The 26,838-nt window shown below is 43.2% G+C and carries 25 protein-coding genes, 4 pseudogenes and 1 riboswitch; of the genes and pseudogenes, 4 read left to right on the top strand and 25 right to left on the bottom strand.

Annotated features, from left to right (window positions below):
* Positions 1-168 precede the first annotated feature (168 nt).
* Complete coding sequence (locus tag SD71_RS22725; protein ID WP_052476517.1) at positions 169-723, bottom strand: ATP-binding protein; 555 nt, start codon at positions 721-723, stop codon at positions 169-171.
* Entirely contained in the window at positions 698-3,433 is a 2,736-nt protein-coding gene (locus tag SD71_RS21645; protein ID WP_052476516.1) for a CheR family methyltransferase, read from the bottom strand. The genes SD71_RS22725 and SD71_RS21645 overlap by 26 nt, the downstream gene beginning before the upstream one ends.
* A gap of 634 nt (positions 3,434-4,067) precedes the next feature.
* On the opposite strand from SD71_RS21645, the gene SD71_RS21640 reads away from it, so the two are divergent.
* Both SD71_RS21640 and SD71_RS21635 read left to right on the top strand, forming a co-directional pair.
* On the top strand, positions 4,068-4,985 hold the full coding sequence (locus SD71_RS21640; protein WP_041067969.1) for a tyrosine-type recombinase/integrase: 918 nt from the start codon (positions 4,068-4,070) through the stop codon (positions 4,983-4,985).
* A 45-nt stretch (positions 4,986-5,030) separates the two neighbouring features.
* Complete coding sequence (locus tag SD71_RS21635) at positions 5,031-5,534, top strand: hypothetical protein (protein WP_041067966.1); 504 nt, start codon at positions 5,031-5,033, stop codon at positions 5,532-5,534.
* 416 nt (positions 5,535-5,950) lie between these two features.
* Here SD71_RS21635 and SD71_RS26355 read toward each other — a convergent pair whose 3' ends face one another.
* The 17 genes and pseudogenes from SD71_RS26355 to SD71_RS21565 all read right to left on the bottom strand — a co-directional run bounded on the left by SD71_RS26355 (position 5,951) and on the right by SD71_RS21565 (position 19,875).
* Positions 5,951-6,283, bottom strand: a complete 333-nt coding sequence (locus SD71_RS26355) for an HNH endonuclease (RefSeq protein ID WP_407637566.1) — start codon at positions 6,281-6,283, stop codon at positions 5,951-5,953.
* Between the two features lie 219 nt (positions 6,284-6,502).
* A complete protein-coding gene (locus SD71_RS21625; protein WP_041067963.1) occupies positions 6,503-7,282 on the bottom strand; it encodes a hypothetical protein in 780 nt (259 codons plus the stop codon).
* Between the two features lie 462 nt (positions 7,283-7,744).
* Positions 7,745-8,290, bottom strand: a complete 546-nt coding sequence (locus tag SD71_RS21620; protein ID WP_235427332.1) for a DUF6933 domain-containing protein — start codon at positions 8,288-8,290, stop codon at positions 7,745-7,747.
* Positions 8,291-8,659: 369 nt separating this feature from the next.
* Positions 8,660-8,728 carry a putative holin-like toxin gene (locus SD71_RS25340; RefSeq protein ID WP_235427330.1) on the bottom strand — a complete coding sequence of 23 codons (69 nt, stop codon included), beginning with the start codon at positions 8,726-8,728 and terminating at the stop codon, positions 8,660-8,662.
* 429 nt (positions 8,729-9,157) lie between these two features.
* The gene (locus SD71_RS21615; protein WP_041067960.1) at positions 9,158-9,427 is read right to left on the bottom strand and encodes a hypothetical protein; all 270 of its coding nucleotides are present in this window, start codon (positions 9,425-9,427) and stop codon (positions 9,158-9,160) included.
* 478 nt (positions 9,428-9,905) lie between these two features.
* Positions 9,906-10,313, bottom strand: coding sequence for an NUDIX hydrolase (locus SD71_RS21610; RefSeq protein ID WP_041067957.1), 408 nt, complete (start codon positions 10,311-10,313; stop codon positions 9,906-9,908).
* 394 nt (positions 10,314-10,707) lie between these two features.
* Positions 10,708-11,091: a DinB family protein gene (locus SD71_RS21605; RefSeq protein ID WP_326998803.1), complete on the bottom strand. Its 384-nt coding sequence runs from the start codon at positions 11,089-11,091 to the stop codon at positions 10,708-10,710.
* A 132-nt stretch (positions 11,092-11,223) separates the two neighbouring features.
* Positions 11,224-11,622: a tyrosine-type recombinase/integrase gene (locus tag SD71_RS23385; protein WP_407637565.1), complete on the bottom strand. Its 399-nt coding sequence runs from the start codon at positions 11,620-11,622 to the stop codon at positions 11,224-11,226.
* Positions 11,549-12,016 carry a phage integrase N-terminal SAM-like domain-containing protein gene (locus SD71_RS26350; RefSeq protein ID WP_407637564.1) on the bottom strand — a complete coding sequence of 156 codons (468 nt, stop codon included), beginning with the start codon at positions 12,014-12,016 and terminating at the stop codon, positions 11,549-11,551. Before SD71_RS26350 ends, SD71_RS23385 begins: the two co-directional genes overlap by 74 nt.
* Positions 11,925-12,245, bottom strand: coding sequence for a hypothetical protein (locus tag SD71_RS24280; RefSeq protein ID WP_165418328.1), 321 nt, complete (start codon positions 12,243-12,245; stop codon positions 11,925-11,927). The genes SD71_RS26350 and SD71_RS24280 overlap by 92 nt, the downstream gene beginning before the upstream one ends.
* Before the next feature lie 80 nt (positions 12,246-12,325).
* Positions 12,326-13,033 carry a DNA alkylation repair protein gene (locus SD71_RS21595; RefSeq protein WP_041067951.1) on the bottom strand — a complete coding sequence of 236 codons (708 nt, stop codon included), beginning with the start codon at positions 13,031-13,033 and terminating at the stop codon, positions 12,326-12,328.
* Between the two features lie 72 nt (positions 13,034-13,105).
* Positions 13,106-14,604 (bottom strand): annotated as a pseudogene (locus SD71_RS21590) (Lsa family ABC-F type ribosomal protection protein).
* A gap of 436 nt (positions 14,605-15,040) precedes the next feature.
* Positions 15,041-15,340 (bottom strand): annotated as a pseudogene (locus SD71_RS23375) (HAMP domain-containing protein); the annotation flags it as partial.
* 88 nt (positions 15,341-15,428) lie between these two features.
* A complete protein-coding gene (locus SD71_RS25335) occupies positions 15,429-16,256 on the bottom strand; it encodes a hypothetical protein (RefSeq protein WP_235427314.1) in 828 nt (275 codons plus the stop codon).
* Positions 16,249-18,003 carry a sensor histidine kinase gene (locus tag SD71_RS21575; RefSeq protein ID WP_041067944.1) on the bottom strand — a complete coding sequence of 585 codons (1,755 nt, stop codon included), beginning with the start codon at positions 18,001-18,003 and terminating at the stop codon, positions 16,249-16,251. The genes SD71_RS25335 and SD71_RS21575 overlap by 8 nt, the downstream gene beginning before the upstream one ends.
* A pseudogene (locus SD71_RS21570) lies at positions 18,000-18,681 on the bottom strand (response regulator transcription factor). Before SD71_RS21570 ends, SD71_RS21575 begins: the two are co-directional and overlap by 4 nt.
* A gap of 273 nt (positions 18,682-18,954) precedes the next feature.
* Positions 18,955-19,875 (bottom strand): AraC family transcriptional regulator, encoded by a 921-nt coding sequence (locus SD71_RS21565; RefSeq protein ID WP_041067940.1) that lies wholly within the window; start codon positions 19,873-19,875, stop codon positions 18,955-18,957.
* A gap of 164 nt (positions 19,876-20,039) precedes the next feature.
* Between SD71_RS21565 and SD71_RS21560 the strand changes: the two genes are divergently transcribed.
* Both SD71_RS21560 and SD71_RS21555 read left to right on the top strand, forming a co-directional pair.
* Entirely contained in the window at positions 20,040-20,297 is a 258-nt protein-coding gene (locus SD71_RS21560) for an Atu4866 domain-containing protein (protein ID WP_041067937.1), read from the top strand.
* Positions 20,298-20,322: 25 nt separating this feature from the next.
* The gene (locus SD71_RS21555; protein WP_041068114.1) at positions 20,323-21,513 is read left to right on the top strand and encodes an MFS transporter; all 1,191 of its coding nucleotides are present in this window, start codon (positions 20,323-20,325) and stop codon (positions 21,511-21,513) included.
* A 263-nt stretch (positions 21,514-21,776) separates the two neighbouring features.
* Here SD71_RS21555 and SD71_RS24275 read toward each other — a convergent pair whose 3' ends face one another.
* The 6 genes and pseudogenes from SD71_RS24275 to SD71_RS21530 form a co-directional block, all read right to left on the bottom strand.
* Positions 21,777-21,959 carry a zinc-binding dehydrogenase gene (locus SD71_RS24275; RefSeq protein ID WP_268747781.1) on the bottom strand — a complete coding sequence of 61 codons (183 nt, stop codon included), beginning with the start codon at positions 21,957-21,959 and terminating at the stop codon, positions 21,777-21,779.
* Between the two features lie 24 nt (positions 21,960-21,983).
* A pseudogene (locus SD71_RS21550) lies at positions 21,984-22,848 on the bottom strand (IS30 family transposase); the annotation flags it as partial.
* Positions 22,849-23,033: 185 nt separating this feature from the next.
* Positions 23,034-23,846 carry a response regulator gene (locus tag SD71_RS26345; RefSeq protein WP_082034405.1) on the bottom strand — a complete coding sequence of 271 codons (813 nt, stop codon included), beginning with the start codon at positions 23,844-23,846 and terminating at the stop codon, positions 23,034-23,036.
* Positions 23,847-23,864: 18 nt separating this feature from the next.
* Positions 23,865-25,508 carry a GspE/PulE family protein gene (locus SD71_RS21540; RefSeq protein WP_041067933.1) on the bottom strand — a complete coding sequence of 548 codons (1,644 nt, stop codon included), beginning with the start codon at positions 25,506-25,508 and terminating at the stop codon, positions 23,865-23,867.
* A 64-nt stretch (positions 25,509-25,572) separates the two neighbouring features.
* A riboswitch (cyclic di-GMP riboswitch) is annotated at positions 25,573-25,664 on the bottom strand.
* A gap of 499 nt (positions 25,665-26,163) precedes the next feature.
* Complete coding sequence (locus SD71_RS21535; protein ID WP_041067931.1) at positions 26,164-26,418, bottom strand: BsuPI-related putative proteinase inhibitor; 255 nt, start codon at positions 26,416-26,418, stop codon at positions 26,164-26,166.
* A gap of 2 nt (positions 26,419-26,420) precedes the next feature.
* Entirely contained in the window at positions 26,421-26,834 is a 414-nt protein-coding gene (locus SD71_RS21530; protein WP_041067928.1) for a stalk domain-containing protein, read from the bottom strand.
* Positions 26,835-26,838: the final 4 nt, after the last annotated feature.

Genomic DNA, 26,838 nt, shown 5'->3' with positions numbered 1-26,838 from the left:
CCTATATTTTTCTATTACTTAACTTTAAACGTAGTAGATGATATTGAGTTTTTCCGTTGGAATTCAATACTGGGTTTTTGGACAAAAAAAAGAAGCAGTCCACGAGTCGTCTCTCGGAACCTGTGCAACTGTACCCAAACATGATTCAATTCTTTGTTCTAACACGTTCTATTTCTTCAAGATAATCTCAACAATAGTTCCCTTACCCCACGTGCTTGTAACTGATATCGTTCCCTCATGGCTCTCGATAATTTTGTAGCTGACCATTAGGCCTAACCCAATGCCATCTTGTTTTGTCGTATAAAAGGTATCTCCTAGCTTGGCTAGCTTGTCCTCAGGAATACCTGACCCATTATCGCTAAAGCTAATGATTACGGATTCCTCAGCAACGACCTTCAACTTAATAAGCAAATCCCCTCCATTTGGCATCGCCTCAATACCATTCTTGATAATGTTGCTAAATACGATTTTGAGTTGATTGGGAACACAATTGACGAAAGGCACTAGATCGGCAAATTTCGTAATCATCTCCACATTGAAGACAGCAGCCTGCGGTTCAAACATGGAGATTACTTCCTGCAACATCAGTACGACATCGTTTTGTTCAAAACGATGTTTCTGTGGCCGAGCCAGGACTAGCAATTCATCCGTTATCGCTTCGATCTGTCCCAATTCCGAAGTCATGATGTCAAAATAATCATTTTTTTTCTGTACTAGGTCCAATCATTTTCGTGAATCCCTTTAACGTGGTTAATGGATTACGAATCTCCTGTGCGATTCCAGCTGCCAAGAGACCTACGACCGGGAGCATTTCCGAGGTATGCAGCAATTCCAGCCTGTTATTTTGTTCCGTAAAGTCTTCAGACATTCTCGCATGCTTTAATTCAGTAATATCAATTAACGTAATAACGATTCCTTGATACCGAGAATCGAATGCTAGATAAGGCAATATTCTGATACTGAACCACTTACCATTTGAATTCCGGATTTCTTTCTTTACAGATTCTCCCATAAAAAGCACTTTCATTGCATCAGCCATCAATTGGTCATATTGTAAATTGTGTTTGATCTCGCCAATTGAACGACCTATGTCCGTGTCTAGCAAATTAATTTCTTTGCTAAACGCAGGTGTGAATTTGCGTATATTCATCTTTGCATCCAGAAAAATAGTCGCAATATTGGTGCTGTTGAAGAAATTGGACATATCGTTATTTGAATCGGTCAATTCCTGAATTTTAAATTGGTATTCATGATTCACAGCCATTAATTCTTCGTTTCCCGATTGTAGCTCTTCATTCGTGCTTTGCAGTTCCTCATTCGAAACAATCAATGCTTCGTTGGACATTCCCAGCTCTTCGTTAGAGGTTTCTAATTCTTCGTTGTAAATCTCTAATTTACTGTTTGCAGCCTCTAATAATTCCTTCGCTTGAACCAATTCTTGATCCAAGTCTTGGATGTGCTGCTTGATATCCTTCTCCGAATAGCGATGAATCTGAATCAGGTCTTCATCTACTACCTCATTGCTCGGTGCTTCTTTCTGTTCAGCAGCATCTTCAAAGAACAGGATCATCATCTTGTCGTCTCTCGACTCGATTTGAAATGAATTCGCTCTCAAATGAATACAATGTCCCTTATGGCTATCCTTAATCGCTACATCCCGACAAATGATCTCCTTGAGTTCTTTTCTCGCTTTATGAAGTATCGTCCCGATAACAACTCCCAAATATTCCGGAACCAACTTAAACAAATTGAGGGTTGGTTTGCCCTTAGGAAAGACTAAGTATTGATTGGCATTCCCATTGATATGGACAATATCGTTGTTCTCATCAAGTATGATGCAGGCAGTTACATATTCTTCAATCAGCTTTGTATAAATCGTTTCCAATTTAAGAATGCGTTCTGCTTCCTTTAATCTTACAATCACTTTATTCTTATGATTCAGTTTTTTCTCATTTACATATTCGCTAACGCCTAAGGGATCCGCTGCCAACAATGAATTATTTGCCTTGTGATGGTATATATTCCATCTATTATCTAAAGGTAAGAATAGAGTGGTTAGTTTTCCCAATGATTCGCTTGGACCCAGAAAGAGGAAGGCATCTGATTTTAATGAAAAATGAAACAGCGAGATCACTTTTCTCTGCATTTCCAGCTGTAAATAAATTAACAGATTACGGCATAAAACCAGATCGAGCTGGGTAAAAGGAGGATCACTGATCAGATTGTGCTGGGCAAAAATTACCATCTGCCGAATTTCTTTATTGACTTTATATTCATTTCCTTGACGAGTGAAGTAAGCATTTAAGTGCTCCGGTGGCACGTTCTCGGCAATCTTTTCAGGATATATTCCTTTGCTGGCAAATTGAATCGAATCCTTGTCCAAATCGGTGGCAAATATTTTCACGTCGAATGTTTCTTCAATTTCCTCCATATATTTTCTAATCAGAATGGCTAAGGAGTAGACTTCTTCTCCAGTAGAACAGCCAGCGACCCAGACCCGAATTTGTTTCTCCACCCCACGCTGCTCGAAGATCGTAGGCAGAACTTTATCTGAAAGAATGGCAAACGCAGCCGGATCTCGGAAAAATTGCGTCACTCCAATTAATAAATCTTTTTGCAGAGCGGTGACCTCATTGGAATGATTGTATAAATAGTGATTGTATCCCTTGAGGTATTGAAATTGTTGAATACCCATCCGCCTTTGAATACGACGCATAATGCTGGCCTGCTTATAAACAGAGAAGTCCACACCAGAAGCTTGCTTCAGAATCGAAAATAACGTACCTAATTCTTCTTCAATCGATTGTTTCGTCTGATTCATATAGAATTCAATGTATTCAAAAATGTGTTGCGGCATTTCATCAGGAATAACAAAATAATCGGTCCGATCAACTTCGATATCGGTCCCAGTCAAGCGAACAGGCTTTGTTGTATCCTTTTCCTCAACAATGACTAATCCATTTGCTTTTGAAACCCGTTCTATTCCAAGTGTACCGTCCTTGTTCTTACCTGAAAAAAGGATAGCTATCGCATTGCCCCCAAAGCTCTCGATGAGTGAATACATAAATCGATCAGCGGGTAAATCGTTGCCTTTATCAGAGGAATAGTCCGTTAACCCTATTTTCCCTGATCGAAAGCTAATATCATGATGGGGGGGCAGCAAATAAATACAATCCGTATGAATCTCCATTTGATCCACTGCATGAAAAAGCTTCATGTCGGTATGCTTAGAGAGCCGTTCTAATGGAAATAATTCCGACTTAGTCGAACCATGTTGGGCAATGATGAAGGTCAGTCCATGGAGAATATCCACATGATCCAAAAACTGCTCTAGCCCTTCCAACTCTCCAGGTGTTGCTGCAATGCCAACAACGTTAAACTCTTTGATTCTATCATTGGCCGGATTATTCTTATAGTTCGATAATCTATCCATTCGACATCATCATTTTCCTTTCCCTTATATCTATGAATCAAGTTGTTTGATATATGTGATGTTACACTTACACCGCCTTTCTGGCTTCAAAACCATCCATTCCAGCAAATTCTCAACCAAGTATACGTGTTCCGTACCTGTTCGCTTACGGTATCAATCACTTTCGCCGCTAAAGCAGGACTTTTCTTCTTCCAGCAGATCTTCGTATCAAACAGTAAATTAGAATTTTGAACCCGATTCTGCTTGAAGAATCGGGTTCTCTTTTTATAATCCATTATTTATTTGTAAATCCCGCCGCGTGAATCAATCGTCTTTACGTACACAACCTTTTCCGTGTGGTCTATGGCATAAACGATTCGCGTATCTCCAACACGAAGCCGGTAGTCACTTTGACCCTTTCAGCTTTTTTTAATATCTCCATTTATCGGTAATCCACGAATGGCTGTCAGTAAGCGCTGCTGTTCGCTTTTATCTTCAGGGTCTGCAAACCTCCTTGATTTCATAATGACCGCTAAATAATATTAGCGGTCATAAAACATATCTAAAACTAAACCTTGATGTCCGCTAATGTGTCAATTAAGATAAGATTATCATGACCGCTAAGGTAAGTCAACAATTTGGAGGGTCTAGAACGATGAACCATACAATGGGAATTTCAGATCAAGGTGAACAACATATTCATGCTTTCATTCATGTCCTCACGACACAAGAAGATTTAAATCCAAAAACGTTACGCGAATATGCAGGTGATTTAAAACAGTTTATTGGCTGGTTTGAAACCGCGGAGCATCAGGAAGAAGAACTTGTATTTCGGATCGAGGATGTGGCTACCCCGACATTGACTCGGTACCGAGAAGTTATGCAAAAAACAATGGGGTTGAAGCCATCTACAATCAATCGCCGTCTCATCACACTTAAACGTTTTTTTGAATGGGCAAACTCGGAAGGACTCATTCGCCGCAATCCCTCGAAACCAGTCAAATTGGTTCCGGAAGAAAAAACAAGTCCAAGGCAGATGACCGACAAGGAAGAAGCAGCGTTAATCGCTGCAGCTGAACACAAGGGCTCTCTCCGGGATCAGACCATTCTTTATCTCATGCTTCATACCGGATTACGAACGATGGAAGTGTGTGACTTGACTCCTGAGGATATTACACTGGGTAAACGTAGCGGACAGCTTACAGTTCGATCAGGTAAGCGTAACAAACAGCGAGAGGTTCCTTTGAATGCTACCGTTAGAGCTGCACTAGAAAAATATATCCCTTTGTTGCAAACTGACATTCCGATTTTGTTTCCATCGGAGAAGACGGGCGAACGATTAAGCGAGCGCGGATTGCGACATTTTATAAAGAAGTATATGAAGATGGCAAAGCTCGAGGGTTTAAGCGCTCATGATCTGCGGCATCGATTCGGGTATGTGATGGCGGAAAACACCCCATTGCATAGGCTCGCACAAATTATGGGGCACGATAGCCTGGACACGACAATGATTTATGTCCATGCAACCCGCGCGGATTTACAATCGGAAGTAGAAAAAATTGCTTGGCAGTAAGGGGTACGTGATTTTAAAAATTCTAATAGTGGGTGGAGCTCTAACATGATAACTAAAGAAGAACTTAATCATTACCTGAAATTTTACATTGAAACCACTGCTAGAGAATGTTTTGAGATCGAAAAACTTGAGCAAGGATATAGGTTTACGGATATTACTCCATCTATCATGGGGAAAGTTGTATCTGACTATAAATCCATTAAAATCCCTCAAAAAATTGTTGAAAAGGTAAATAAGAACCCGAATTACGAATTTAACGCTGTCGATTCTACTAAAATCCTTCATTTTGAGGGGATTGGGAAGGGGTTCTCATTTGCTTTCTATGAAATCGAAGGACAAGCTACCGTGTCTAAAGGTAGGATTGAAAAACTATTTATCAAACAAAATATCGGCAATCATCTGTTTAATATTCATCTTTTCGAGCCGCCTGGAAGAAAAGTTTCACTGACTACATTATCAAAAAGTTTTAGCATCCATACAGACTCACAAACACTTGAAATACGGCGTACCAATGAATACGATCATTCGATTGAAAAAACCAAAGGATAAACCAAAGTATCCATGTAGATTATGCGGAAAAGACCATCATAACGAGAATTACGGATTTTGCTCGAATGCTTGTCGTAAAGAGCATCCATCATTTTTAGTTACATATGAATTTTCAGAGCTGCAGCTTGCAAGGGAGTTCGTAAAAACGAACGTAAACCTGGCATGCGGTTTATTAAAGGGGACAATAATTTGATTTGGGTTGTAACCGGAGAAAATGCAGAAAAGCTAATAACACAAGGATATATTGAGATCATTTAATCAGATCCATAGAAGCTGGAATCCTTAGAGTAAGGAAATCCAGCTTTTATCTGGTAATTAATGTCATAGCGTATATTTTGGTTAAAATGTTGGCTGGACCCCTATTATGTATTCTATACAGTGCTGCTGGTACATTCTCTTTAATTCTTTTTTAGTTTTTAATGGTTTTTACTTTCCTTGAAATCATCTTTATTTAATCTCTCAGTCACCCATTTCTCGTGATTATTCTTAAGTTGTCTTAGTATGTCTTCTGTGTATGTTTCCTTTTGATCATCAACCATCTTATGATGAACTCGGCAGAGTAGTAATAAGTTCTCATATGAATCGAATTGATCTGTTGGATAATCATTCCTGTGACGCGGTCCATTATCTTTCTCGGATATTATGTGACATTCTTCGCCTATCACTGATGCATCATCCAGGTCTGTTTCATCTAAAACCAATTCTTGTTTGCAGATAGAGCATCGATTTCCAGACCTACCCCACAACATCTTTCTTGTTTTATCTGTTATTGTCACTTTTAGTTTCCTGTCTCTTCAAAATATTATTTCGCCTAACGTTTCCGCATTCACGACGCGACCCGGCCTTAGATAGTCTTATCTTAGGCCGGGTCATGAGTTGTCTGAATATTCTTCTTTGATGATACATCTGACAACCAAGGGGCGTAAGCCCCGCAGCGTGAATGCATTGTTATGTGAACTACAGCCTACTTAGAAACCTCCAGAAGTAAAATATTCTTGTACATCTTTATTCCAAACAAAGAACGATGCTGCTAAGTTACACCACATCTCTCTGTCTATTTCTCCATCTGCTTGAAATATCTTTATTCTTATTCCAGACTTCCCACTATTTCGAACATGTACTAGATGTCTATTTGATATTTCATCTTCAGTATATAAACGTATTGCCCCGTCTACATGTGCAAATCTTGATGTCATCGGATTATAGATACCATGTAAATATCTGCTACCTCTAAATTTAGAGTCAACAACAGTAGGTACTTCTTCACAGACAAAATGAATTCCATCAGAACGTGGATCCCAAGCTACATCTGTAAATTGATTTCCTTCCACACCAAGAGAATCAGGCATCCATCTAGCGTGTCTAACCTCTTTCAAATTAGATATATCGTTCCAATCAAGAGGTGTGCCATAAACACGCATTTTATACGCCACTTCTGTATAACTTACTGCTGGATGAATCATAAAAGGATCAAGTCTAATCTTCACTTCAGCCCTGCTCCCGAGTTTAAAAAGGAATGGGAGTACCCAATACATGGAGTTTTTTTGAGGAAGTGAAGGGAGTATTTGAAATACATGATCTTTACTGCGTATAGTTCCTCCTCGTTCAATGTTAAGCTCTTCTATCCTTACTAATTGGTGTTTATCGTATGTAACGTCCAGGAGATCAGGATGGTTATATGGCTTAGGACGAGCAAACTCATGAGCCCTAGAAAGTAGATCTAATTCTACATAAGATTTCATTTTCAATATTGCGACACGCTATAGCAATTCGAGCATCATTATTAGAATTATATATGTGTTTATTAGTTGGATCTTCTAGAAAACTATCTATAATTCTATTATGAATACTATCCATGTAATGATTAAGTTTGTAATTTAGTGGATGATTTGAATCATCAGCTATATCAAATATCACCCAAGATAAATCTTGATGTTCGGGCATGAAATAACTAACTAAAGACTCAAAAATCTCAGATGGCTTCATGTATTTTCACCTTCTTAATTTGCTGTATTTCACATAACGTCTTTCGTATTCACGAACCCGAGAACCTTAAGGCTCCGGAGGAGCCGTCCGCGACGCGGTTAGGTTCGCAGGGTTGTCCGCTTGAACAGGCTTTCCTCGGAAATGCCTCAGGCGGACCGAGCAGCCACCAGGCTGCGATGCGTGAATACGGTGTTATGTGATGCCAGTGCCTTCCCTGAATATACTTACATGATGTCTTTATATTGATCTTTAATAGCTTTTTTAAATACATTTATTGGTTCATGATAATCAATTGGTTTGTGAATCATTTGATTAAGCCACTTTAGTCGACTTATATTGTCCTGAAAATCATCTTCGACGAAGAAGGTTACCTCTTTCATCGTTCCTAGTACACTTCTATTGTTAGTTCTTGCAATTCTTAATTCTGATCCTTCCTTTAAATATGAAGCAACTAAACCGTCTTCTACCCCTTCACTTCTTAGATAATCCTCAAGAGTAATTAAAAATTTCTCCTTCATCTGAGCTAACTGCCCCGTCCTAATTCCATCTATGATTACACTGAGCCGTGATAAGTCATTAACAAAAACTATGTGTTTGCAATTATTCAATCTATAAATATTAACGTGCCAATTAAACAATGAAGGTACACTGTCTGATTCAATTGGTGTTACTTTCATGTCTTTTAACAGAGCTTTCGTAAGTCTTAAAATTATCAAGTTTTCTCTTTCCTTTCTTCGTCTAGCATTGGTTTCACATAACGTCTCTCGCATCACGAACCCGAGAACCTTAAGGCTCCGGAGGAGCCGGCCGCGGCGCTTTAGGTTCGCAGGGCTGTCCGCCTGATCAACTCCCTCGACTTGCCTCGGGCGGACCAAGGAGCCGTAGGCTCCGTTAGCGTGAAAACGGTGTTAGGTGCTGTTAACGCCTCCCTGAGTTGACCAGAGTTCGTTCCTTATTCTTTATAGGCTCCCAATATGCCTTTTCTGTACTTATTGATTCTAAATTTCTTTGTGTTATCATATTAGATAAGAAGCCGAGTGCGGCAAACACTCGGCGACACAATTGGCTTGGATGGGTTTATCCCTTCTAGGTCGTAGAGGTCAAAACCCACCTTCGGCGTGCAACCTTGGGGTGGGTTTTTACTTTCTCTTATAGTTATTCCCGATGTATGTTAGAAGAGCAATTACAAAAGACGCGAAAAGAATCATGATTGTTATTGCATCTTTTAACTCCATGGCTTCACCTCCTTTCGAAGGGAAACCATGCCCACCCAAGATTCAATTGTAGTTGTATTATACCATTCAATTCCAACCCATGACAGAACATTTGTTTGGTGATCTTTGTTCTTCTCATTTCTAAATATCTGCGTTAATTTCAACTAACGTTCCTCGTATTCACGACCGAGCCGGCCTTAGATAGCTCCTATCTTAGGCCGGCTCGTGTGTCGTCTGAGATTTCTTCCATGATTATACATCTGACGACCAAGGGGCGAAAGCCCCGCAGCGTGAATACGGTGTTATACGATGTTGGGGCCTTCTTCGAATCCTCTCCAAATATTGTTGTTAACCTGGTATATCACCACTTCCAACGCGAAGCATCCCTTATGCGCTTTTGAACTCTTCCTATTTCTTTCATTCTCAATCAATTAGAGTCATGCGATTTTTAATAAATCCTTCTATTTGTTTAAACATATTGTTTTGCTTTACCGTACCTACTAAAGTAGCTACAGCAAATGGAAATGCCACCAATGCCACTGGACTGAATAGTGCAACTAATCCCCCTGCTACTTTGGATGCCCACTTCATTTTACCAATTGATATTTTAACCATATCATCATTTGCATTTTGAATGATCACCGTTACTGCTCGTGATGAAAGACCAAGTGTAATCTTACTACTTTTTCTCATCTGGCATGCCCATCCGTTTTCTGGGTGATCAAACTCTTGAGTTTGTAGATTATTTTGATTACAAAAAAGATCTAAAAATCATTTTTTTAATTCTTTTATCATTTCATCATTTTTTTTTATAATATTTTCCTTCCACCGTTTCCACATCCTCCACTAAAGTAATCAATCGATTTCGTGCATCATTGCTTCATGATAACCATGATTAATCATTTTTTCTGATTGTTTGGATGAAAATCTAGACATGAAATAGAAATGAAAGGAGATAAATTGATAAATTAACCGTTCTTGCCCCAATATCGTATAACGTTCCCGCGTTCACGAACCCTCACCGACTTAAGGACCGAAGGTCCGGGCGCGAGGCGCTTAGTCGGTGCAGGGTTGTCGCCTGAATTCGCTACTATGAAATCCCTCTGGCCCGCAACGTGAATGCATGTTATATGATGCCTACGCCTTCTTTGAATTACATTCACACTTCTTTCTAGAACTCAACATATACTGGCTCTTCAATTGGTTTTAAGCAAACTTCTATTCTCTCCCAAAAATTCATATATGTCACCATGGTCAATGCTTTATCAATTGGGAAAAATCCTGATTCAAGACTCTCTGTTGTAGTTATTGGAGTACCACCAATGTATTTCGCTAGAAATAATGTATTACAAATACTCTCCTTCACATTTTGGAATATCCCACAAAATCTTATGATCTCAATATCCACACCAGCTTCTTCTTTTGTTTCCCTGATTGCTGCTTGAGCCAATGACTCGCCAACTTCAACATGTCCACCTGGCATTTCCCAACCTCTTTGCGGACCTCGAATAAGTAATATTTCATTTTGATCATTCAAAACAATTGCAGCAGCAGAAATAAAATGTTTAGGTGGGTTCATACTATTACTCCTTTGAATTAAATCTTAGTAAGATGTCTGCGTAGGTTTCGTATAACGTTCTGCATATTCACGAACTCGAGAACCTTAAGCCCCAACGGGGCGGCCGCGACGCGGTTAGGTTCGCAGGGTTGTCCGCCTGATTCAGCTTCCTTGAAATGCTCAGGCGGACCGAGCAGCCGTCAGGCTGCGAAGCGTGAAATCGGTGTTATGCGTAGTTACTGCCATCTCGAAATGCCTACAAATCTGCCGTATTCTTACCATCCTTTCCAGAGTATTAATGATTTTATTTGCGCAATATGGTGCCGGTTATGCCAAACAAATCTTTGGAGGGCAATATCAAGTGTGACAGCTCCTAACACTTCAGTCCTTAATTTTCTTTCAAAGTCACTCGGGTTTAAGCCATTAAGCAATATGAAAATCGACTGTGGAGTAATTCTAGAAGTGAAATCGAGGTTTCTATGGGGACATCTTTGTAATCACTTAGTTCTGCCCATAAATCTTCGCGATAAGAGTGGGCAAGGGGGTCGTCTTCGGTTAACGCCCGCTTGAACCGTAAATAAGCATTCATATCATTATCAGCCAAGTGATGTACTATTTGTTGAATTGTCCAAGCATCAGGGCGATAAGGGATTTGAAGTTTATCTGAATCTAATTTCTTTAAAATATTTCTAAGGGACTTTGATAACTCTGGGATCTGAAGAATGAAATTTCTCCGCTCCTCAACAGAAGGATTCGGTATTGGCACAAAATGACCTATAGGGTAACGTACTTTGTCCACTGAGTGATTAACCTCCTTATCCAATCTGCAGAAATTACGCATAACGTCTATTCTCTGTACTTATATAACGTCCTTCATATCCTTTTTATACGAACTCACAATAAATGCTCCATTAGTTGTTATGCGAACAACTCAAAAATTATCTGGTTCGATAATCCGATCTAATGGGCTTTTGATCCTCCTCACATCTTTGACACTCACATGTGTATATATTTCAGTTGTCTTTGAACTGGCATGACCCAATAACTCCTGAATGTAGCGCAGGTCCGTTCCTTCCTCTAAGAGATGTGTTGCAAAAGAATGCCTCAATGTATGCACAGTTGCTTGTTTAACTATGCCGGCGGCTCTCCTGGCTCTTTCGAACACCTGTTGAATCGTTCGGACATGAATGGGTTTGTGTGGTCCCTCCCCACTTGGGAACAGATAATGTTCACTGTGCGAACTTTTCAAATATTGTTCAAGTACCATGTAGGCAGATGACGACAGCACAGTATAACGGTCCTTTTTTCCCTTCGACTGTCGAACATTCAGTAGATAACACGGCAGGCAGCTTTTGTTCTCTCTTCGGCATGATCCAAATCTTCTGAAAACCGACACGGGTCTCCACTTCACATATCCAAAATCTTAAAGCACTTAATGTTTGGCTGATATACGTATTTGAGCGATGTTCTTGAAACAAGGCATCGATGTAACTTTGAACATGACAAGGCTCGACTTGGTTAAATGGAACAACCAATTGACGAAGAAATCGTAAGGCATGGCCTGTATATGCCCTCTCAGTGTTTGAGCTATAACCTTTTCTTTTGATGTGCGATGCTAAACGTTGAAGTGCCTCATGGTCGGACAGTCTTCTTAACTCGACGAACTGCGGGATCTCTGTGATCAGCTCCGGCGACACATGAACCGGAGTCTCTTTGAAAGTCATCGGATTTTTCAATGATTACAGTGTTCATTTTCGCTGCCTCCCCTTTATTTCCTTCTTTTCCACAACATAATACAAAAAGAGACAGCCGATAAAACCGACTGTCTCCGATGCTTGCGGATCTTTCAACCCATATTATCTCTTGCTCCACCAAAGCGTCTTCCAATACCTGCTTGCTAATAGTTTTTACATATATTCGACTTTTTTTTCCTTTTTCCAGCTTGTCCTTCACTTCTGAGTTCCCAATTAAGTTTTTTTGGGTATTAACATTATCGCTTGTCTGCCCAAATCTTTTAGTGGCAAAGCAATGGTCTAACACCTTACATATTTGCGCTTGAAACCATGTTGCCCTCTATCTACTGCCTTTTGAATATTTTCGGAAGCGAGCAGGAACTTGCTTTTTGCCTTGTCCCGGTTGACTTCTACTGGTCCTACTGCCTTTGCGGTCTCGACCGCCTTAACATGAAGCGGCAAATAGGATACCCCCACTGTATAAATAAAATTACTCATAGCATATTTAGTTCGTTCAGGAGAAACGTGAATCGTATTTTTCACAATTTCAAGCATATTGGCAATTTTGCTTTCAGAAAATTCACTGTCCGGCCGATTTCCCAAAAGCCAGCAGTAACAGCTCCAGCCCGCTGACATTCTCAGCTCTTCGCCGCTTGCGATCCATTTATCGGCAACTTCTTGTGCAATATCCGTTTCTGCCAAGGTTACTGCAACCACAAAATCGGACAGCATATAAAAATAAGCCCCATCCATCCAACGCTCGAAATCCGCTTCAGTCATTGATTCTGGGTCTGCAATTACGCCGGCAAAGTACATTGCATCGTAGTTCCCTGTGGTGTAAAGCTGCTCAGCCAAAGGTTGATTTTTTTTAATTTTCTTGGCAATGGGCTTCATATTGCCTGTAGCCACGCCAAAAAGCGGTTCGTGCGCGCCATTGGATCCGTAAATTTTCTTTGTTCGTTCTTTGCCGAGAGCTTCAAGCTCCTGCATAACCATTTCTAAATTCATTGTGTAACACTTCCTTTCAATCGCCTGGTTGTATGGATACTTTGAATTATAATATACGCTCCTTAACCCCTTCTAGTATTTTATGGAACAGTATTTTAGTTCCACGATTTTTGTTGCGATATTTTTGCAAAATTTGTTGTCATGCTCTACAAAAAGCATTGTTGGCGAATGTTGAAGCAGTAGTTCTTCGATTTGCATACGGGAAATGACATCGATAAAATTCAGCGGTTCGTCCCAAATATGCAAATGAACGTTCTCGCAAAGGCTCTTCGCAATCAGTACCTTCTTCTTTTGACCACCACTGAAAGTGGCCATGTCCTTTTCGAACTGAACGCGTGAAAAATCAAGTTTCCTTAAAATCGCTTTAAACAGGCTTTCGTCAATCCCGTTGCTTCCGGCGTAGTCTGACAAATTGCCTCGCAAATGCGAAGTGTCTTGCGAAACGTAGGAGATTTTCAGCTGGCTTCCTTTTCGGAAAGTCCCTGAAAAGGGAATCTCCTCGCCGTAAATCAGCTTGAGAAGGCTTGATTTTCCGGAGCCGTTCGGACCGACAAGCGCAATGCGGTCCCCTTGCTCGACGGTGAAACTGACGTCGCGGCACACCGTCTTCTCGCCGTACTGGATCGAAACGTGATCAACCTCGACCAGTTGGGATTTGTGGTAAGTCAGTTGCGAAATTTTAAGGCTTTCCGAGCTTTCGACATTTTTTAGAAGCTGGGATCTTTCTTCGATCGCGGATTTCTGCCTGTGCTCTATCGACTTGGACCGTTTCATCATTTTCGCAGCCTTGTGACCGATGTACCTTTGTCGATCTTGGATCCGGAATTACGGGTGCCGTTTTTTGTTTTCTCGACTTCGTGCGACCAGTTGCTCGTTCGTTTCGCCGCTTCGTTCAACCGTTTGATGTCTTTACGCAGCTTTTCGTTCTCGGCCATCTCATAGTCGTCCTGCTGTTGTTTATTCTCCCACCAATCAGAAAAATTTCCTTTCTGAATTTCGATAGTGGTCTTGTTAATCGAAAGGATATGATCCACGCAGTTATCAAGAAATGCCCGGTCGTGAGACACCAGAATAAATCCTCTCTTGGCGTGCAGATAGTCGCTGACTAGCTTCCGGGCATGGATGTCTAGATGGTTCGTCGGCTCGTCGATTAGCAGGAAGCTGTTTTCCTTTAGAAACAAAGCCGCAAGCTGTACCTTCGTTTGCTCGCCATTGGACAAGGAATTGTAGGGCCTGTACAAAATGTCCTCCGACACCTTCAGCAATGAAAGCTCGCGCAGGAGCTGCCAGTGCTGATAGTCCGGGCAAATGTCACCGATCACTTCTAGCGTATTGTTTTCCTTCCGTTCGACATGGAAAGGGAAATGTTCAAAGCTGACACTGGCCGAAATGCTTCCGCTGTATTCGTATTTGCCGAGCAACAGGTTGAGAAACGTCGTCTTTCCCCGGCCGTTTCTTCCCGTGAATCCCAATTTCCAGTCGGTGTCGATCTGAAAGCTTACATTCTCGAAGATGTTATCGTAGCTGCCGTCATGGGCAAACGTCAGATTCTTCACCTTGATCAATGACATAATCGGTCCCTCCTGTTAAAAAATAAAAAAAGCTACAAGAAAGTTACCTTTCTTGTAGCTCAAAGAAATACGTCAAATCCATCCATCCCAATGTGGTCGGATAAAGATATATTTTTTGAGTGAAAAGAATAAGTAACTTTCTTGCCGGTAAGAGCAAAACAGAGGTTGTTTTGATCTTTAAACCTTAAGCAAGAAATATTACATTATCCTCTTCATCTCCCATCGTTAAGTGTAGCGAAATTTTAACATACCCATTTTTTCATTGCAACCTATTGCGCAATATCGCTAAATCGCCCTAGAAGACGTTGTTGCAAGCGCTTTTCGTCTTGTTTGAGTTCCTGCATGACAGGAATACTCATGTCGGTGTTGGGGTTGTACTTGAGACCCCAGTGCATAATGGCAAACAACAGGCAACATATCTAACGCTTTTTGCGGTGAGCTCGTGGATCACATTGTCGAAAAACCGTTTGCGATGATGATTCAATTCTTCGAGCCGATCCCGATCCTTCTCGATGATCGCGAACTGTTCCCGAAGCTTCTCAATCATGCTGCTGAAGTTGGCCGCCAGCCTACCGATCTCATCCTTTCGTTTGAAAGCTATGCGAACGAAGAGGTTACCGTCCATCACCTCAGTGGAAGCTTGCGTCAGCTTTACTAGAGGAACGGTGATATGCCGCGAGAGGATGTAAGAGAACAAGAACGCAGCGGCAAAGACCGCCAGTGCAATCGAAAAAATGGGACGCTGCATAACTTGTAAACAAAATGTCTCTAAGACTGAGTTGAATAAAAAGCAGCCACAATCGGCTGCTCTATTTGTGCGTTCATTAGGCTTGATATGGAGGTAGTTCCATGATTTTCAGTTTATCGTCAACTCTTTTAACTGTGTAGGTAAACTTGTCGGTGATCTTGTCGAACTCCTTTGTTTGGAACAAGGTTCCATCTTCCTGCTTAAGCGAAATCACGAACTTATATTCGCCCTTGCTTCCTTCTGATTGACTAATAATCTCCTTAAGAGCAATTTTAGGCATCAGTTTTAGATACTGCTCAAATAATTTGTGCTTGTCACCAGCGTCCGTTTCGGGGAATAGATTGGACAAACCCTTGTAGCTGCCGCCGTATAACTCAACCATTTTTACAGCATCGCGATTGGTGACAGCCTGGATATATTGTTCTAATGTATTTTGCGGGTATTCAACCGAAATTCCACCGGCCAAAGTTAATTTCTTTTTCCAAGTTAAGTCTTTGCCTTGATCATTTTTGAAAATAAAAACAACCTGACCTACCTGGCCTTTCATGGTATCCGGATAGATGAAGCCTGAGTATTGTCCGTTTCCGCTAATGTAGAAACCATCTTCGCCGTTTGCTCCATGTTGAATGGCTTCTGCCGTCGTATTTATAATCTTGCTCTTGTCGGAAATCCACTGCATTTCAGTTAGGGAATATCCTTCCGGGATTTGCTTCACGACAAAATCGAAACTATTTCCCTCACTCGGTTTGGGTGTCTGATCGATCACAATCAATATTTGCTTTATTTCCGAAGGCTGAGTATCTATGGTAGGCGAGATTCCGGATTTTGAAGTTGTGCCGCACGCGCTGGTCAGAATCAGCACGAACAGAGCTGAAACGAGTAAGACGAATTTCATTTTATTCATTGGGTTTTCCTCTGCTTTCATTTAATGTAAAAGAAAATGCAACGCCTTGATTCGTGTTCACCACGCCATACTCGCTTTCATGAAGCTCCAAGATATGCTTGACGATCGCGAGTCCCAGACCGGTCCCTCCGGTTTTACGATCCCGGGAACGTTCCGCCCGGTAGAAGTGATCCCAGATCCGGCTCAGATCCTCCTCGGCAATGGGAGCTCCAACGTTTTCGATTACTGTGGCTACCTTTCCGTTAGAGGCTCGTTGGACGGTAATGGTAATGACACTGTTTTCCACTGCATGGCGAATGGCATTGCTCAATAAATTCATAACGACCTGCTCGATCCGTCTGGGGTCTGCCTTTACGAACAATTCTTCCACTTCACCTATGTTTATCCTGTATTGAAGGTGCTTGCTCTCTAACTGCTGTGAAAACGAATCCGCCGCCTTTTGAACAACGTCTGTGATGCATAGGCTCCTAGGCTGCAGCTGTATAGCTTTGGCTTCGAATTTGGAAAGCTCCAGCATATCCATGATTAATGCATTCATCCGATCCGTTTCATTCACGATTAAAGCAAGGTAACGCTCTTTTTTATCGTCCGCCACCCCGTCCTGCAGTCCTTCCGCGAAACCTTTTACAATCGCCAGAGGGGTTTTCAATTCATGGGAGATGTTGGCGATCAGCTCCTTGCGAAGCTGCTCGGACCGTCGCTTTTCCTCCATATCCTCCAGCAATTTCACATTCACGCCGCTAAGCTCCTTTAAAGCTGCATCCAAATTCCGAGATAACGCAACCATATTGCGTGACAGATCCCCGAATTCGTCCTTCGAATGGATCTCAGGCTGAACGGTAAAGTCTAACTTGGCTAACCGCGTTGCCGTGCGGCTTAACTTAACCAACGGACGGGAGACGATTCTGGAATAGATCAAGGACAGAACGATCACAAGTACAAAAATGATCGGCGCCATATAAACGAAATATTGCTTCAGGATCCCGACTGCTTCCCCGACAGGCTGCAAAGAGGTCATGACGAATAAATAATGATTACCACCGTTACCCTCTGAAAGCGGTCGAATGATTACCGCATATTGAACACCGCTCCATTTGTCGCTCCACTCCACCTGAACAGGCAAACCGTTCCGTAAACGAGACTGATCTTGTTCCGCATGCGGCATCCAGTCCCGAAGCGCATCATGAATTAGGGCATCTTGATAAAGAGGGTTGTATGATCGCCGCTCAGGGAGCATCAAATCCGTTATCTTCCCTTTTACTCGTATCAATCCTTTTTCGAGGTCCTTGTTTTTCTGCTGTATGACCACAGGATTCATGATGGTATCTTCCTGATCCATGAAGATCCCATCTATCACCAGCATATCGCCGATTCCTATCCCTTGCGGTATTTCATCCATTGTCGTTCCATCAGTTGAAATGCGAATTTCAATGGTCTTGCCATTCGCTTGCAGCTCCAGGAAATAAGGATTTAGGCTTGTTCGTTCAAACCGGTTATTTAAGATGGAGGTACTTGCATCATTATCATTCATAAATGCGCCGAGCAGCCCCGATCTCTTCCGCTCATTTGCCGTCTGATTGAATTCATTCGCGAAATGATCCATATTCCGTTCCAGGGCGTTGATCTTCGACGCCCGGTAAAATCGCTCGAAATACAATCCTTCTGCAAACAGCACCAAGGAAAAAACAATCAAAATCAGTATGGAGGTTACCATGAAAAGTTTGAGGACTACACTATGCCTTCTCATGCTTCCATCTCAAATTTATAGCCTGAACGAATGACCGTGCATATAGATCGGCCTTCATCTCCGAGCTTGGCTCTTAATTTTTTTGATATGGGTGTCTACTGTACGCAGATCCCCAAAATAATCGTAGCCCCAGACCGAATCCAGAATATATTCGCGTGATAACACCTTGCCGTAATGTTTAATTAGAAAAACTAGCAGATCGTACTCTTTTGGTGAGAGATTAATAGCAGTACCCGCCACGGATACCGTATGGGCATTCCTATTCAGCGATAGCCCGCCATAGATTAGCAGGTCGCCTTCACGCCCAATCGTCCCTTCGGTTCTCTTCAATAATGCGGTAGCCCGAGCGACCAACACCCTTGGGCTTAAGGGCTTTGTCACGTATTCATCGGCTCCAAGCTCGAACCCCAGAACTTGATCATCGTCATCCGACCTTGCCGTAATGATGATAATCGGTACATCCGACTTCTCGCGAATGCGCCTGCATACCGACCATCCATCCATTTCCGGCATCATAATGTCAAGAACAACCAGGTCAACGGAGGTCTGATCAAAAATATCAAGCGCGATTCTTCCGTTGTCCGCCTCATAGACTTTCCATTGTTCTTTGTTGAAATAATCCGTGATAAATTCACGCATAAGCATATCATCTTCGACCAACAATATACTTCTTTTCAATACAGCACACTCCACACGTATCCACATCTTTTGTACTTGCTTCAAGTTGTGACATGGATTCTCATTTACCCTCATGTTATCACAACTGCGGCCATCTTCCCGCCGATTGATCCGATCCACATTTCACCATCACCTCCGTTTGTTCTTTCAAGACCAAGCATAGAATACTCCTGTGTACATCGTGTGTACGTTGTATGGCCAACAACACAAAAAGCAATAAGCCTAATCCCCCGCGGGACTGCGCTTATTGCTTTTCCATTTATCGACTCTCTACTAAGCTAAAGACTCACGAAGACGCTTGATATCGCTTAGCGGGGGCAGACCAAACATTCGACCGTATTCACGGCTGAACTGCGAAGGACTTTCATAGCCGACTTGGAATCCGGCATTCGCGGCTTCCGGCATATCCTGCAGCAATAGACGTCGAGCTTCTTGCAATCTGACTTGCTTTTGATATTGCAGGGGGCTCATTGCGGTAACCTCTTTGAAATGAAAGTGCAAGGAAGATGGGCTCATGTTTGCCGCTGCTGCCAGGTCATCGATCCGCAGAGGCTTAGCGAAATCGCGGTTGATGAGACTAATCACTTTCGCGATCCGCTGAGCATGACTGCCGGCCACGGCGAACTTTCGAATTGAAGCCCCTCCCTGTTCATCCTGCAAAATCCGGTAAAGAATTTCACGAATGATCAGAGGAGCAAGAACGGGAATATCCCGCTGCGTATCTAGAAGCCGAACTAATCTCAATACTGCGTCAAGAAGAGACGGGCTCGTTTGGCTCACCAACAGGCCGCGCTCCGAGCCATCCTTATGACCCCATTCCGAATGAGACGCTTTGATAATATCTACAATCTGATCCGTACTAAAATTCAGCTGAAGGCTTAAGTAAGGATGCTGCGGAGCAGCTTGAATGATTTGTCCGGTAATCGGCAGATTTACGGAGGCAACCAAGTAGGATGCTGGATTATAGTGATAGTATTCTTCTCCTAACATCACCAATTTCGATCCTTGCGCGACAATGCACAACGCAGGATCATAGACCGAATAGATCGGCTGCGATTCTCCGTCATAACGAAACAACTTTAAAGAAGATATAGGTGTATCATACGTTCCTGCGCTTGGTGTATGGCGATCGATAAGACTTGCCAATTCCTGTTGTTGTCTCGTGATTTCGTCATTCATTTTCATAGTCATCATTATACACTCCTTACATTACCTCCGATAGCTCGTAGCTACATTTTATACGTTTTGGAGGATTGTGCAATAACTCTTCACGAATCGGCTACCGTATCAGCCTCTGTATGCCCCATACTTGGTTCAAGGAGACGATCACAATCTACTGGAAAAAGGAGCAAACCGAGATGGAGCAAACAAACAAGGCAAAACAAACATCTTATGTAGGCATGTGGGTGACTAAGGATGGATATATCCGCCATGAGCTACTGCCTAACGGGCGTTACGATGAGGCGCGCGGTAATCGAAAAAGCGCCTATCAAGGCCGCTATATTCTGAATGGAGATCATATCGACTATGTCGACGATACCGGATTTACGGCTGACGGTGATTTTCGTAATGGCGTTCTCTACCACGCAGGCATGATTTTATATCGAGAAGAATAAAGGAATGGGAAAGGAATTGAACAGCATGTCGAGCACCTTAAAAATCTACACCTTAGCGGTTCTAAGTTTTCTAGTCGGCACATCGGAATATATCATCGCAGGTATTCTAGATAAGATTGCGGAGTCAACGGGAGTCACCTTGGTGACGGCGGGTCAGTTAATTACCATTTTTTCGCTCTCTTATGCTTTCGGCACTCAGATTGTTATGGCTTTAACAGCACGTATGGAACGACGGAAACTGTTGCTTTCTGCTCTAACCATATTTGTAATCAGCAATGTATTCGCCTGTACGTTACCGGGATATGAGCTTCTTATCGCATCTCGGATCCTCATGGGGTTAAGCGCAGGGGTCACGATTGTTGCATCCCTTTCGATCGCGACCAAGGTCGCCCTGCCAGGCAGGCAAGGAAGCGCCATTGCGGCGGTCCTTATGGGCTTCACGGCTTCCTTAATTCTCGGCGTTCCGATTGGGAGAGTGATTTCCTCGGCTTACGAATGGGAGGCCATTTTCGGGGGAATCGCTGTAGTCGGGCTATTAGCCATATTCATTATTGCCCTCACCATTCCGAGAATGGACGGGGAAGAGCCGGTACCCTTCCGTAGTCAGCTCGCATTACTGAAGCAGCCCAAAATGGCGATTGGCTTATCTATATCTTTCTTCTGGATCGCGGGATACTCTATTTTCTACTCCTACATTTCACCGTTCCTTCTTACCGTAACCGGAATGAGCGATAAAATCTTGAGTATCACGTTATTCGCGGTTGGTATCGCAAGCTTGATCGGGTCTAAGTTCGGAGGTTTCAGCACGGACAGATGGGGTATTCACCGTACCCTGATCGGAGGATTATCGCTGAATGTCGCGGCATTACTTCTGATCACGCTCTTCGCCCAATCTCCAGTGATTTTGCTCCCGATGTTGATGCTATGGTCTTGCGCAACGTGGTCTCCGGGTCCTCCGCAGCAATTACACTTAATCACGCTCGCACCTGAATCTTCGGGAATCATGCTTAGCTTGAACAATTCGACCATTCAGCTTGCTATGGCGGCTGGCGCTGCAATCGGCGGCGGCGCCGTAGAGCAAATATCGCTGTCCTCTATTACCTGGGTCGCGGCGGTGGGAACCGCTTTGGCGGTGGGAGCAGTAATCTTATCTCGTCGATATGCGAGGTCTTCTTCCCGCCAAGCGCTGAGTGGACAAGCCATTATAGACGCATAAGAATCTGTAGAAACGAAAAAGCGTCGAAGAACTGGCTGTTCTTCGACGCTTCTTATTATATATTTTGAGCTTACGACATCCAGTGATTTAATAGAAGGTTTAACATTTTGCTGTTTCGCTGCTATGAATTCACGGCGATGATTACATTTCCCTTTTTATGTCCTCTTCTACATATCGATGAGCTTCGGCAATATGTTCAAGCGAATAGCACCTGCATATCATCGCTTTCATGGGTTTCCTCCCATTCTCATGGTCGCCAGCAATCAAGCATCCATACGGATGACGATTTTCCCTTTGGCGCGCCCTTCTCCAAGATACCTGATCGCTTCCGCGGTCTCACCTAACGGGTAACGCCGATCTATGACAGGTGTTACTTTGCCGGCTTTGAAAAGCTCCTTCAGAACATCTTGATCCACACGGTTTGCTTTATGTATGAGGAGCGTTATTTTCTTACTCTTAATCAGGTTAACTAGGCATTTACGGGGGCGGTTGTTAATGAGTTGAACGGCCTGAGCTAGTTCTTCGTCCGTGACGGATGCTAGGTCATGTCTCATTGGAACCGCGCTGCCACGACGAATAAGGATCCGCAAAGTATACCTTTATGCCGAGCAGGTTCTCCACGTCGTTGAAACAAGCAAACTCCTTGCCGCGGTCTACGGTTGCACTTTGAAAGGCTGCATTCGGGTACTGGCTAGCTATGACTCCACATGCAATTTCCATGGAGTGTGCGGTTCGATCCGGGATCTTCAAAGCGATGTACATACGTGACTTGCGTTCGATAAATGTCGCAGCACAAGCCTTGCTTTTCCCGCGACTGGACACTACGGTATCTAACTCCCAATGGCCGAATGTGGTCCGTTTGCGCACGTCTTTAGGCCGCTGGCTGATGGGAGTGCCGACCATGAAGCGCCCACGTGTTTCAACGGGTTTACGGCGTTTGCCCTTGTGCCGCAGAACCTGTACATCTCCAGCAACAAGCAAACCAGCGTAAATCCATCGGTAGATGGTTTTGAAACAAACGAAGGGTTTACCCTCGGTTCTCCGCTTCTCTGCAATTTGCTCGGGAGACCAGGTATGACAGAGCTTCTCCTGAATGGCATTCGCCATTTCCTGCGTGTACTTGCCACGAGATGCGTTTGCCTTTCTGCGGCATTGATACGCCAGCTCAGACGATAATGCTTCGTACCCGTTGCTTGCCTGTCCCCGCTTTATTTCTCGGGAGATGGTTGCGTGATGCCGTCCTAGGTGAAGCGCTATGGCCCTCGCTGACCAGCCTAGCTTGTACAGCATTTCTAGTTGTCCTCGCTCAATTATGCTAAGATGGGAGTAGCTCATGTTGGGTTCTCCTGTGATAAATGGTGTTGTGGTGACTTCCATTTTACACGAAACCAGCATGGGCTTTTTTTGTGTTTCTAGGTGTCGCACTTCATATTACAATCCGTCAAATAGAAAAGAACCGGCTTAAGCTGCCGGTCCGAGTTCAACACTATGTTCGGAGTATCCTTTCAAATTGTCGCAGGTTAGACATTCGTTGTATTTTTATCCAGCCGGGCTTCCAGCCAATCTGCCAATTGGCGGAAACCGTCAATTGAGAATTGAACGATTTGTTTTTCACTGCTTGGCCCTGTAACTTCAATCATCAATTTATTTTCGTTTTCAGTGCAAATCACGATATAGTTTGTAGTCTCGCCGTTTATCTCTTCCTGCCAATTGCATAAGAGGCTGCTGACAAAGGATCTCATTTTTTTGTCTCCCCTTTCAAGTAGGATCGGCTTACTCTCCAATTCTTCTTCCGTCTGCACAAGTTGCACTGTGTCCGGCTCTTGCTCTTCCTCTGCTGTATCCGTTTCTACATGTATTTCTGTATCCGTTTCTAACTCTATTTCTGTATCCGTTTCTGCAACTATTTCGGACTGATTTGATTGAATCTCCTCTGCCGGGTGTTCTTCGGGCTCAGTCGGATTGATATGCGGTTCGGCATATTTTTTGATGATCTCCTCCAACCGCTTCGGGTTGAAAGGCTTCATAATATAACCTTTTGCACCGGCCTCCATGGCGTCGAAGATCATATCCTGCTGATTACTTGCGGAACAGACTAATATGACCGCTTTCGGATGGATTGCGAGTATTTCCTTAATCGCATCGATCCCATTCATTTCCGGCATGGTGAGATCCATGACAACGAAATCAGGCCGCAATTGCTCGTACATTTGAATGGCCTCTCTGCCGTTCGCTGCTTCGCCGGCTACGACATGACCGGATTGATTCAAGCAATCGGCCATCATTTTACGCATGAAATTCGTATCATCCACTACAAGAACTCGATAGGACATAGGGTTTTCTCCTCCTGTTTAGTTGATCGCTTTCAATACTTCTTCTACTGAAGTTACGCCTTCCCGGGCTTTTAACAACCCGTCATACAGAAGAGTTCTATGACCCGTTTCTTCCAAATGTTTCTCAAGCTCTTGTACGGGGCGATCTTGGTAAATCATTTCGCGAAGCTTATCGTCAACAATGAGCACCTCGTGAATTGCCGCATAACCCCGATAACCGGTATTCCCGCATATGGAGCAGCCGTTGCCTTTCGTCAGTGTGATTTTCCCGCTAATATGCGAAGATACGAAGGAACGGAAATTACCCATCATTCCTTTACTGCCTTTATTCTGATCCTCGGATTGCAGCAGTCCATGGTAATCCAACAGTTTGAGCTCTTCCTCGGTTGCCGGCACGGATTGGGTGCAATGGCGGCATATGCGTTGTACCATTCGCTGAGCCACAACACACGAGAGAGATGCAGCGATTAAATAGCGATCCATTCCCATATCCACCAGCCTTCGGATGCCTTTCACCGCACTCTCCTCGTGAATGGCGCCGAGTACAAAAATTCCCGAAACCGATGCCCTGCCCGCTATCTCAGCGGTCTTCAAGTCGTGGATGTCCCCGATCATAACCGCGTTGGGATCCTGACGGAGCACCGTTTGCAGCACGTAAGGAAACGTCAGCCCGTTTCGTTCATTCACTTCAACCTGCACAATACCGGGAATCCTCCGCTCGGCAGGATCTTCTACCGCAATTATCTTTGCATCCTCTTTATTCAGCAACTGGATGACGGAGTAAAGGGTCGATGTTTTGCCGCTATGCGGCGGACCGGAGAAAAGAATCGTTCCCTTCCTCTTCTCGATCACTTCCTGGAGCGTGCTTAAATTTGTTTCGCTCAACCCGAGATCTTCCAATTTGGAGATAGATTCGGACATATCCACTAGTCGCAAAGTAAGACTCTCACCATTCACATTCGGCAATACAGAGACGCGAATATCGAACGTTTTGGAGTTAATTTCAACCTGCATTCGACCGTCCTGGGGCAGCAATTTCTCGTTCGTTCTCAAATTGGATAGCAGTTTAATCCGCTCGATAATGGATGTCTTCAGGTTTTTAGGAATGTTTCTTTCTGTTTTAAGTTGGTTGTTGATGCGGTATTTGATGACTAGTCCATAATCCAAAGGATCGATATGTATGACAGTGGCGTTCAGCTGAACGGCGGATTCCAGAATGGCATTCATCTCTTCAACAGACTCTTCCAACCCGTAACAGTCGATGATTACCTGTTGAATCTCAGTATGAGTGGCTAGAACAGGCTGAACAGTCATTCCTGTTTCCTTCTGGACTTCCATGATCGCTTCGCTATTTAGCGGATCCATCATAGCTACCCTCAATTTTCCGCTTTTACGGTCAACAGGTATGAGTCCATACTTTCTTGCTATGGCTTCGGAGACAAGTTCAACCGTTTCCCGATCGAGAACGGTTTCGTTCATATTCATAACCGGAACTCCAAGCTGGAATTCAAGAGCTTCCACCAGCTGACGCTCAGTTATGAAACCTTGCTCAATCAGGATCTCGCCTATCTTTTTTGGAGTTTCTTTCTGTAGTGCCAATGCTTGATCAAGCTGTTCTTGAGAGAGAAAACCATTCATAATCAGGAGTTCGCCTAATCGCATATATAATCCACCTTTTCCCTCAATAAAAGAGGCAATCTATATTAAGACAGAAAAAGCCAAGCTGCTGAGCAACCCGGCTGTCATACCATCCTGATGGATGGGTTAGACCCGTGGCTTTGCGCCCCCACCTTTCGCGTGGTTTTGCCTTTTTTCGTTCACTTGACCTACTATCTGATAAGATTCTCCGAATTGTGGCAAATCCCTTCGGTCAATTAGCCTTATTTATTCGCCATATTTCTAGCCGTAACAAGCCTTTAGCGTTAGTTCAATAAGCATAAGTAGTTAGGTTTGTGATAGGTCTTTAAACCCAGTGTTCAACTGCGAACAGGCTTCCTTATATACAAACAGCCAAAGCGTGATGCTTTATAACGTTCTCTGTCTTTCATCATCTGGTTTGATTCATAATTTCTTTGTGTTATCATATTAGTTAAGAAGCCGAGTGCTGCGAACACTCGGCGACACAATTGGCTTGGATGGGTTTATCCCTACTAGGTCCTAGACGGCAAAAACCCACCTCGGCGGACAACCTTGGGGTGGGTTTTTACTTTCTCTTGTAGTTATTTCCGATGTACGTTAAAAGAGCAATTACAGGCCAACCCAAGATTCAAATGTATTTTAATTATACCATTCAGTTCCAGTGAAAACTTAAAAAACGTTAGGCAACAACAAATGGTACTTCTACGCTACTGGATTTCCCTTCTTTAGGTGTGAGCCAAATCTCAAGAGTATACTCCCCTTTTTCAAGACCGAGCCCGGTTACATCAATTTCATACGACAGTGATTCACCTTGTTTAACAATTTCCTCCTCCATGACTGTGAGAAAAGAAGTAACAGAAGAGTACAAGTAGACAGTTTCCCCTTTGCTGTTTTTGACTGCAAAATCATAAACGTTGTGAAGAACTGAATACAAGTTTAACTTTCATGTTCTGTCTGATTTTGCACTGAGTAAGTATACTTACCCTTTGACGTTTCAGTTAAGCTTGGCTGCATTTGACCTTCCCATATACCCCGTGGATTATCGGTAAGCGCAATTGTTCGAGTTGAACCTTCCCATGCGACATTTTTGTTGAGTTCCTTCGCTATCAAGCTGAGCGGTACATAAGTTGTGCCTTTGTATTGGAATGTGGTAGGTACATACACCTTACCATTATGATACTGGTCTGCCTGAGAGCCTGACACTATAGACTCACCATTTAACGTAATCGTTAGCGGCTTTGTATAAACGTCGATCTTTTCCCAAAAATCGCTGGCATACCCGACACCCCCCGTTAAGACGCTGCCGAGAATCATTCCGCCAACTAACATTTTTGCCATGTGTTTTTTCATCTGA

The organism is Cohnella kolymensis, from assembly GCF_000829465.1.
GTDB classification, from domain to species: domain Bacteria; phylum Bacillota; class Bacilli; order Paenibacillales; family Paenibacillaceae; genus Cohnella; species Cohnella kolymensis.
Note: the sequence above shows the minus strand (reverse complement) of the source record. Positions and strands in the feature narration are given on the sequence as shown.

Bases quoted from the DNA above. Each gene is read 5' to 3' on its own strand.
- SD71_RS26345 (WP_082034405.1), bottom strand. From the start codon at position 23,846: ATGTCCTATCGAGTTCTTGTAGTGGATGATACGAATTTCATGCGTAAA.
- SD71_RS21635 (WP_041067966.1), top strand. From the start codon at position 5,031: ATGATAACTAAAGAAGAACTTAATCATTACCTGAAATTTTACATTGAA.
- SD71_RS21555 (WP_041068114.1), top strand. From the start codon at position 20,323: ATGTCGAGCACCTTAAAAATCTACACCTTAGCGGTTCTAAGTTTTCTA.
- SD71_RS21575 (WP_041067944.1), bottom strand. From the start codon at position 18,003: ATGAGAAGGCATAGTGTAGTCCTCAAACTTTTCATGGTAACCTCCATA.
- SD71_RS21615 (WP_041067960.1), bottom strand. From the start codon at position 9,427: ATGAGAAAAAGTAGTAAGATTACACTTGGTCTTTCATCACGAGCAGTA.
- SD71_RS21595 (WP_041067951.1), bottom strand. From the start codon at position 13,033: ATGAATTTAGAAATGGTTATGCAGGAGCTTGAAGCTCTCGGCAAAGAA.
- SD71_RS21640 (WP_041067969.1), top strand. From the start codon at position 4,068: ATGAACCATACAATGGGAATTTCAGATCAAGGTGAACAACATATTCAT.
- SD71_RS21620 (WP_235427332.1), bottom strand. From the start codon at position 8,290: ATGCGAGAGACGTTATGTGAAACCAATGCTAGACGAAGAAAGGAAAGA.
- SD71_RS26355 (WP_407637566.1), bottom strand. From the start codon at position 6,283: ATGTTGTGGGGTAGGTCTGGAAATCGATGCTCTATCTGCAAACAAGAA.
- SD71_RS26350 (WP_407637564.1), bottom strand. From the start codon at position 12,016: ATGACTTTCAAAGAGACTCCGGTTCATGTGTCGCCGGAGCTGATCACA.
- SD71_RS21565 (WP_041067940.1), bottom strand. From the start codon at position 19,875: ATGATGACTATGAAAATGAATGACGAAATCACGAGACAACAACAGGAA.
- SD71_RS25335 (WP_235427314.1), bottom strand. From the start codon at position 16,256: ATGAATAAAATGAAATTCGTCTTACTCGTTTCAGCTCTGTTCGTGCTG.
- SD71_RS21530 (WP_041067928.1), bottom strand. From the start codon at position 26,834: ATGAAAAAACACATGGCAAAAATGTTAGTTGGCGGAATGATTCTCGGC.
- SD71_RS21645 (WP_052476516.1), bottom strand. From the start codon at position 3,433: ATGGATAGATTATCGAACTATAAGAATAATCCGGCCAATGATAGAATC.
- SD71_RS21610 (WP_041067957.1), bottom strand. From the start codon at position 10,313: ATGAACCCACCTAAACATTTTATTTCTGCTGCTGCAATTGTTTTGAAT.
- SD71_RS21540 (WP_041067933.1), bottom strand. From the start codon at position 25,508: ATGCGATTAGGCGAACTCCTGATTATGAATGGTTTTCTCTCTCAAGAA.
- SD71_RS21560 (WP_041067937.1), top strand. From the start codon at position 20,040: ATGGAGCAAACAAACAAGGCAAAACAAACATCTTATGTAGGCATGTGG.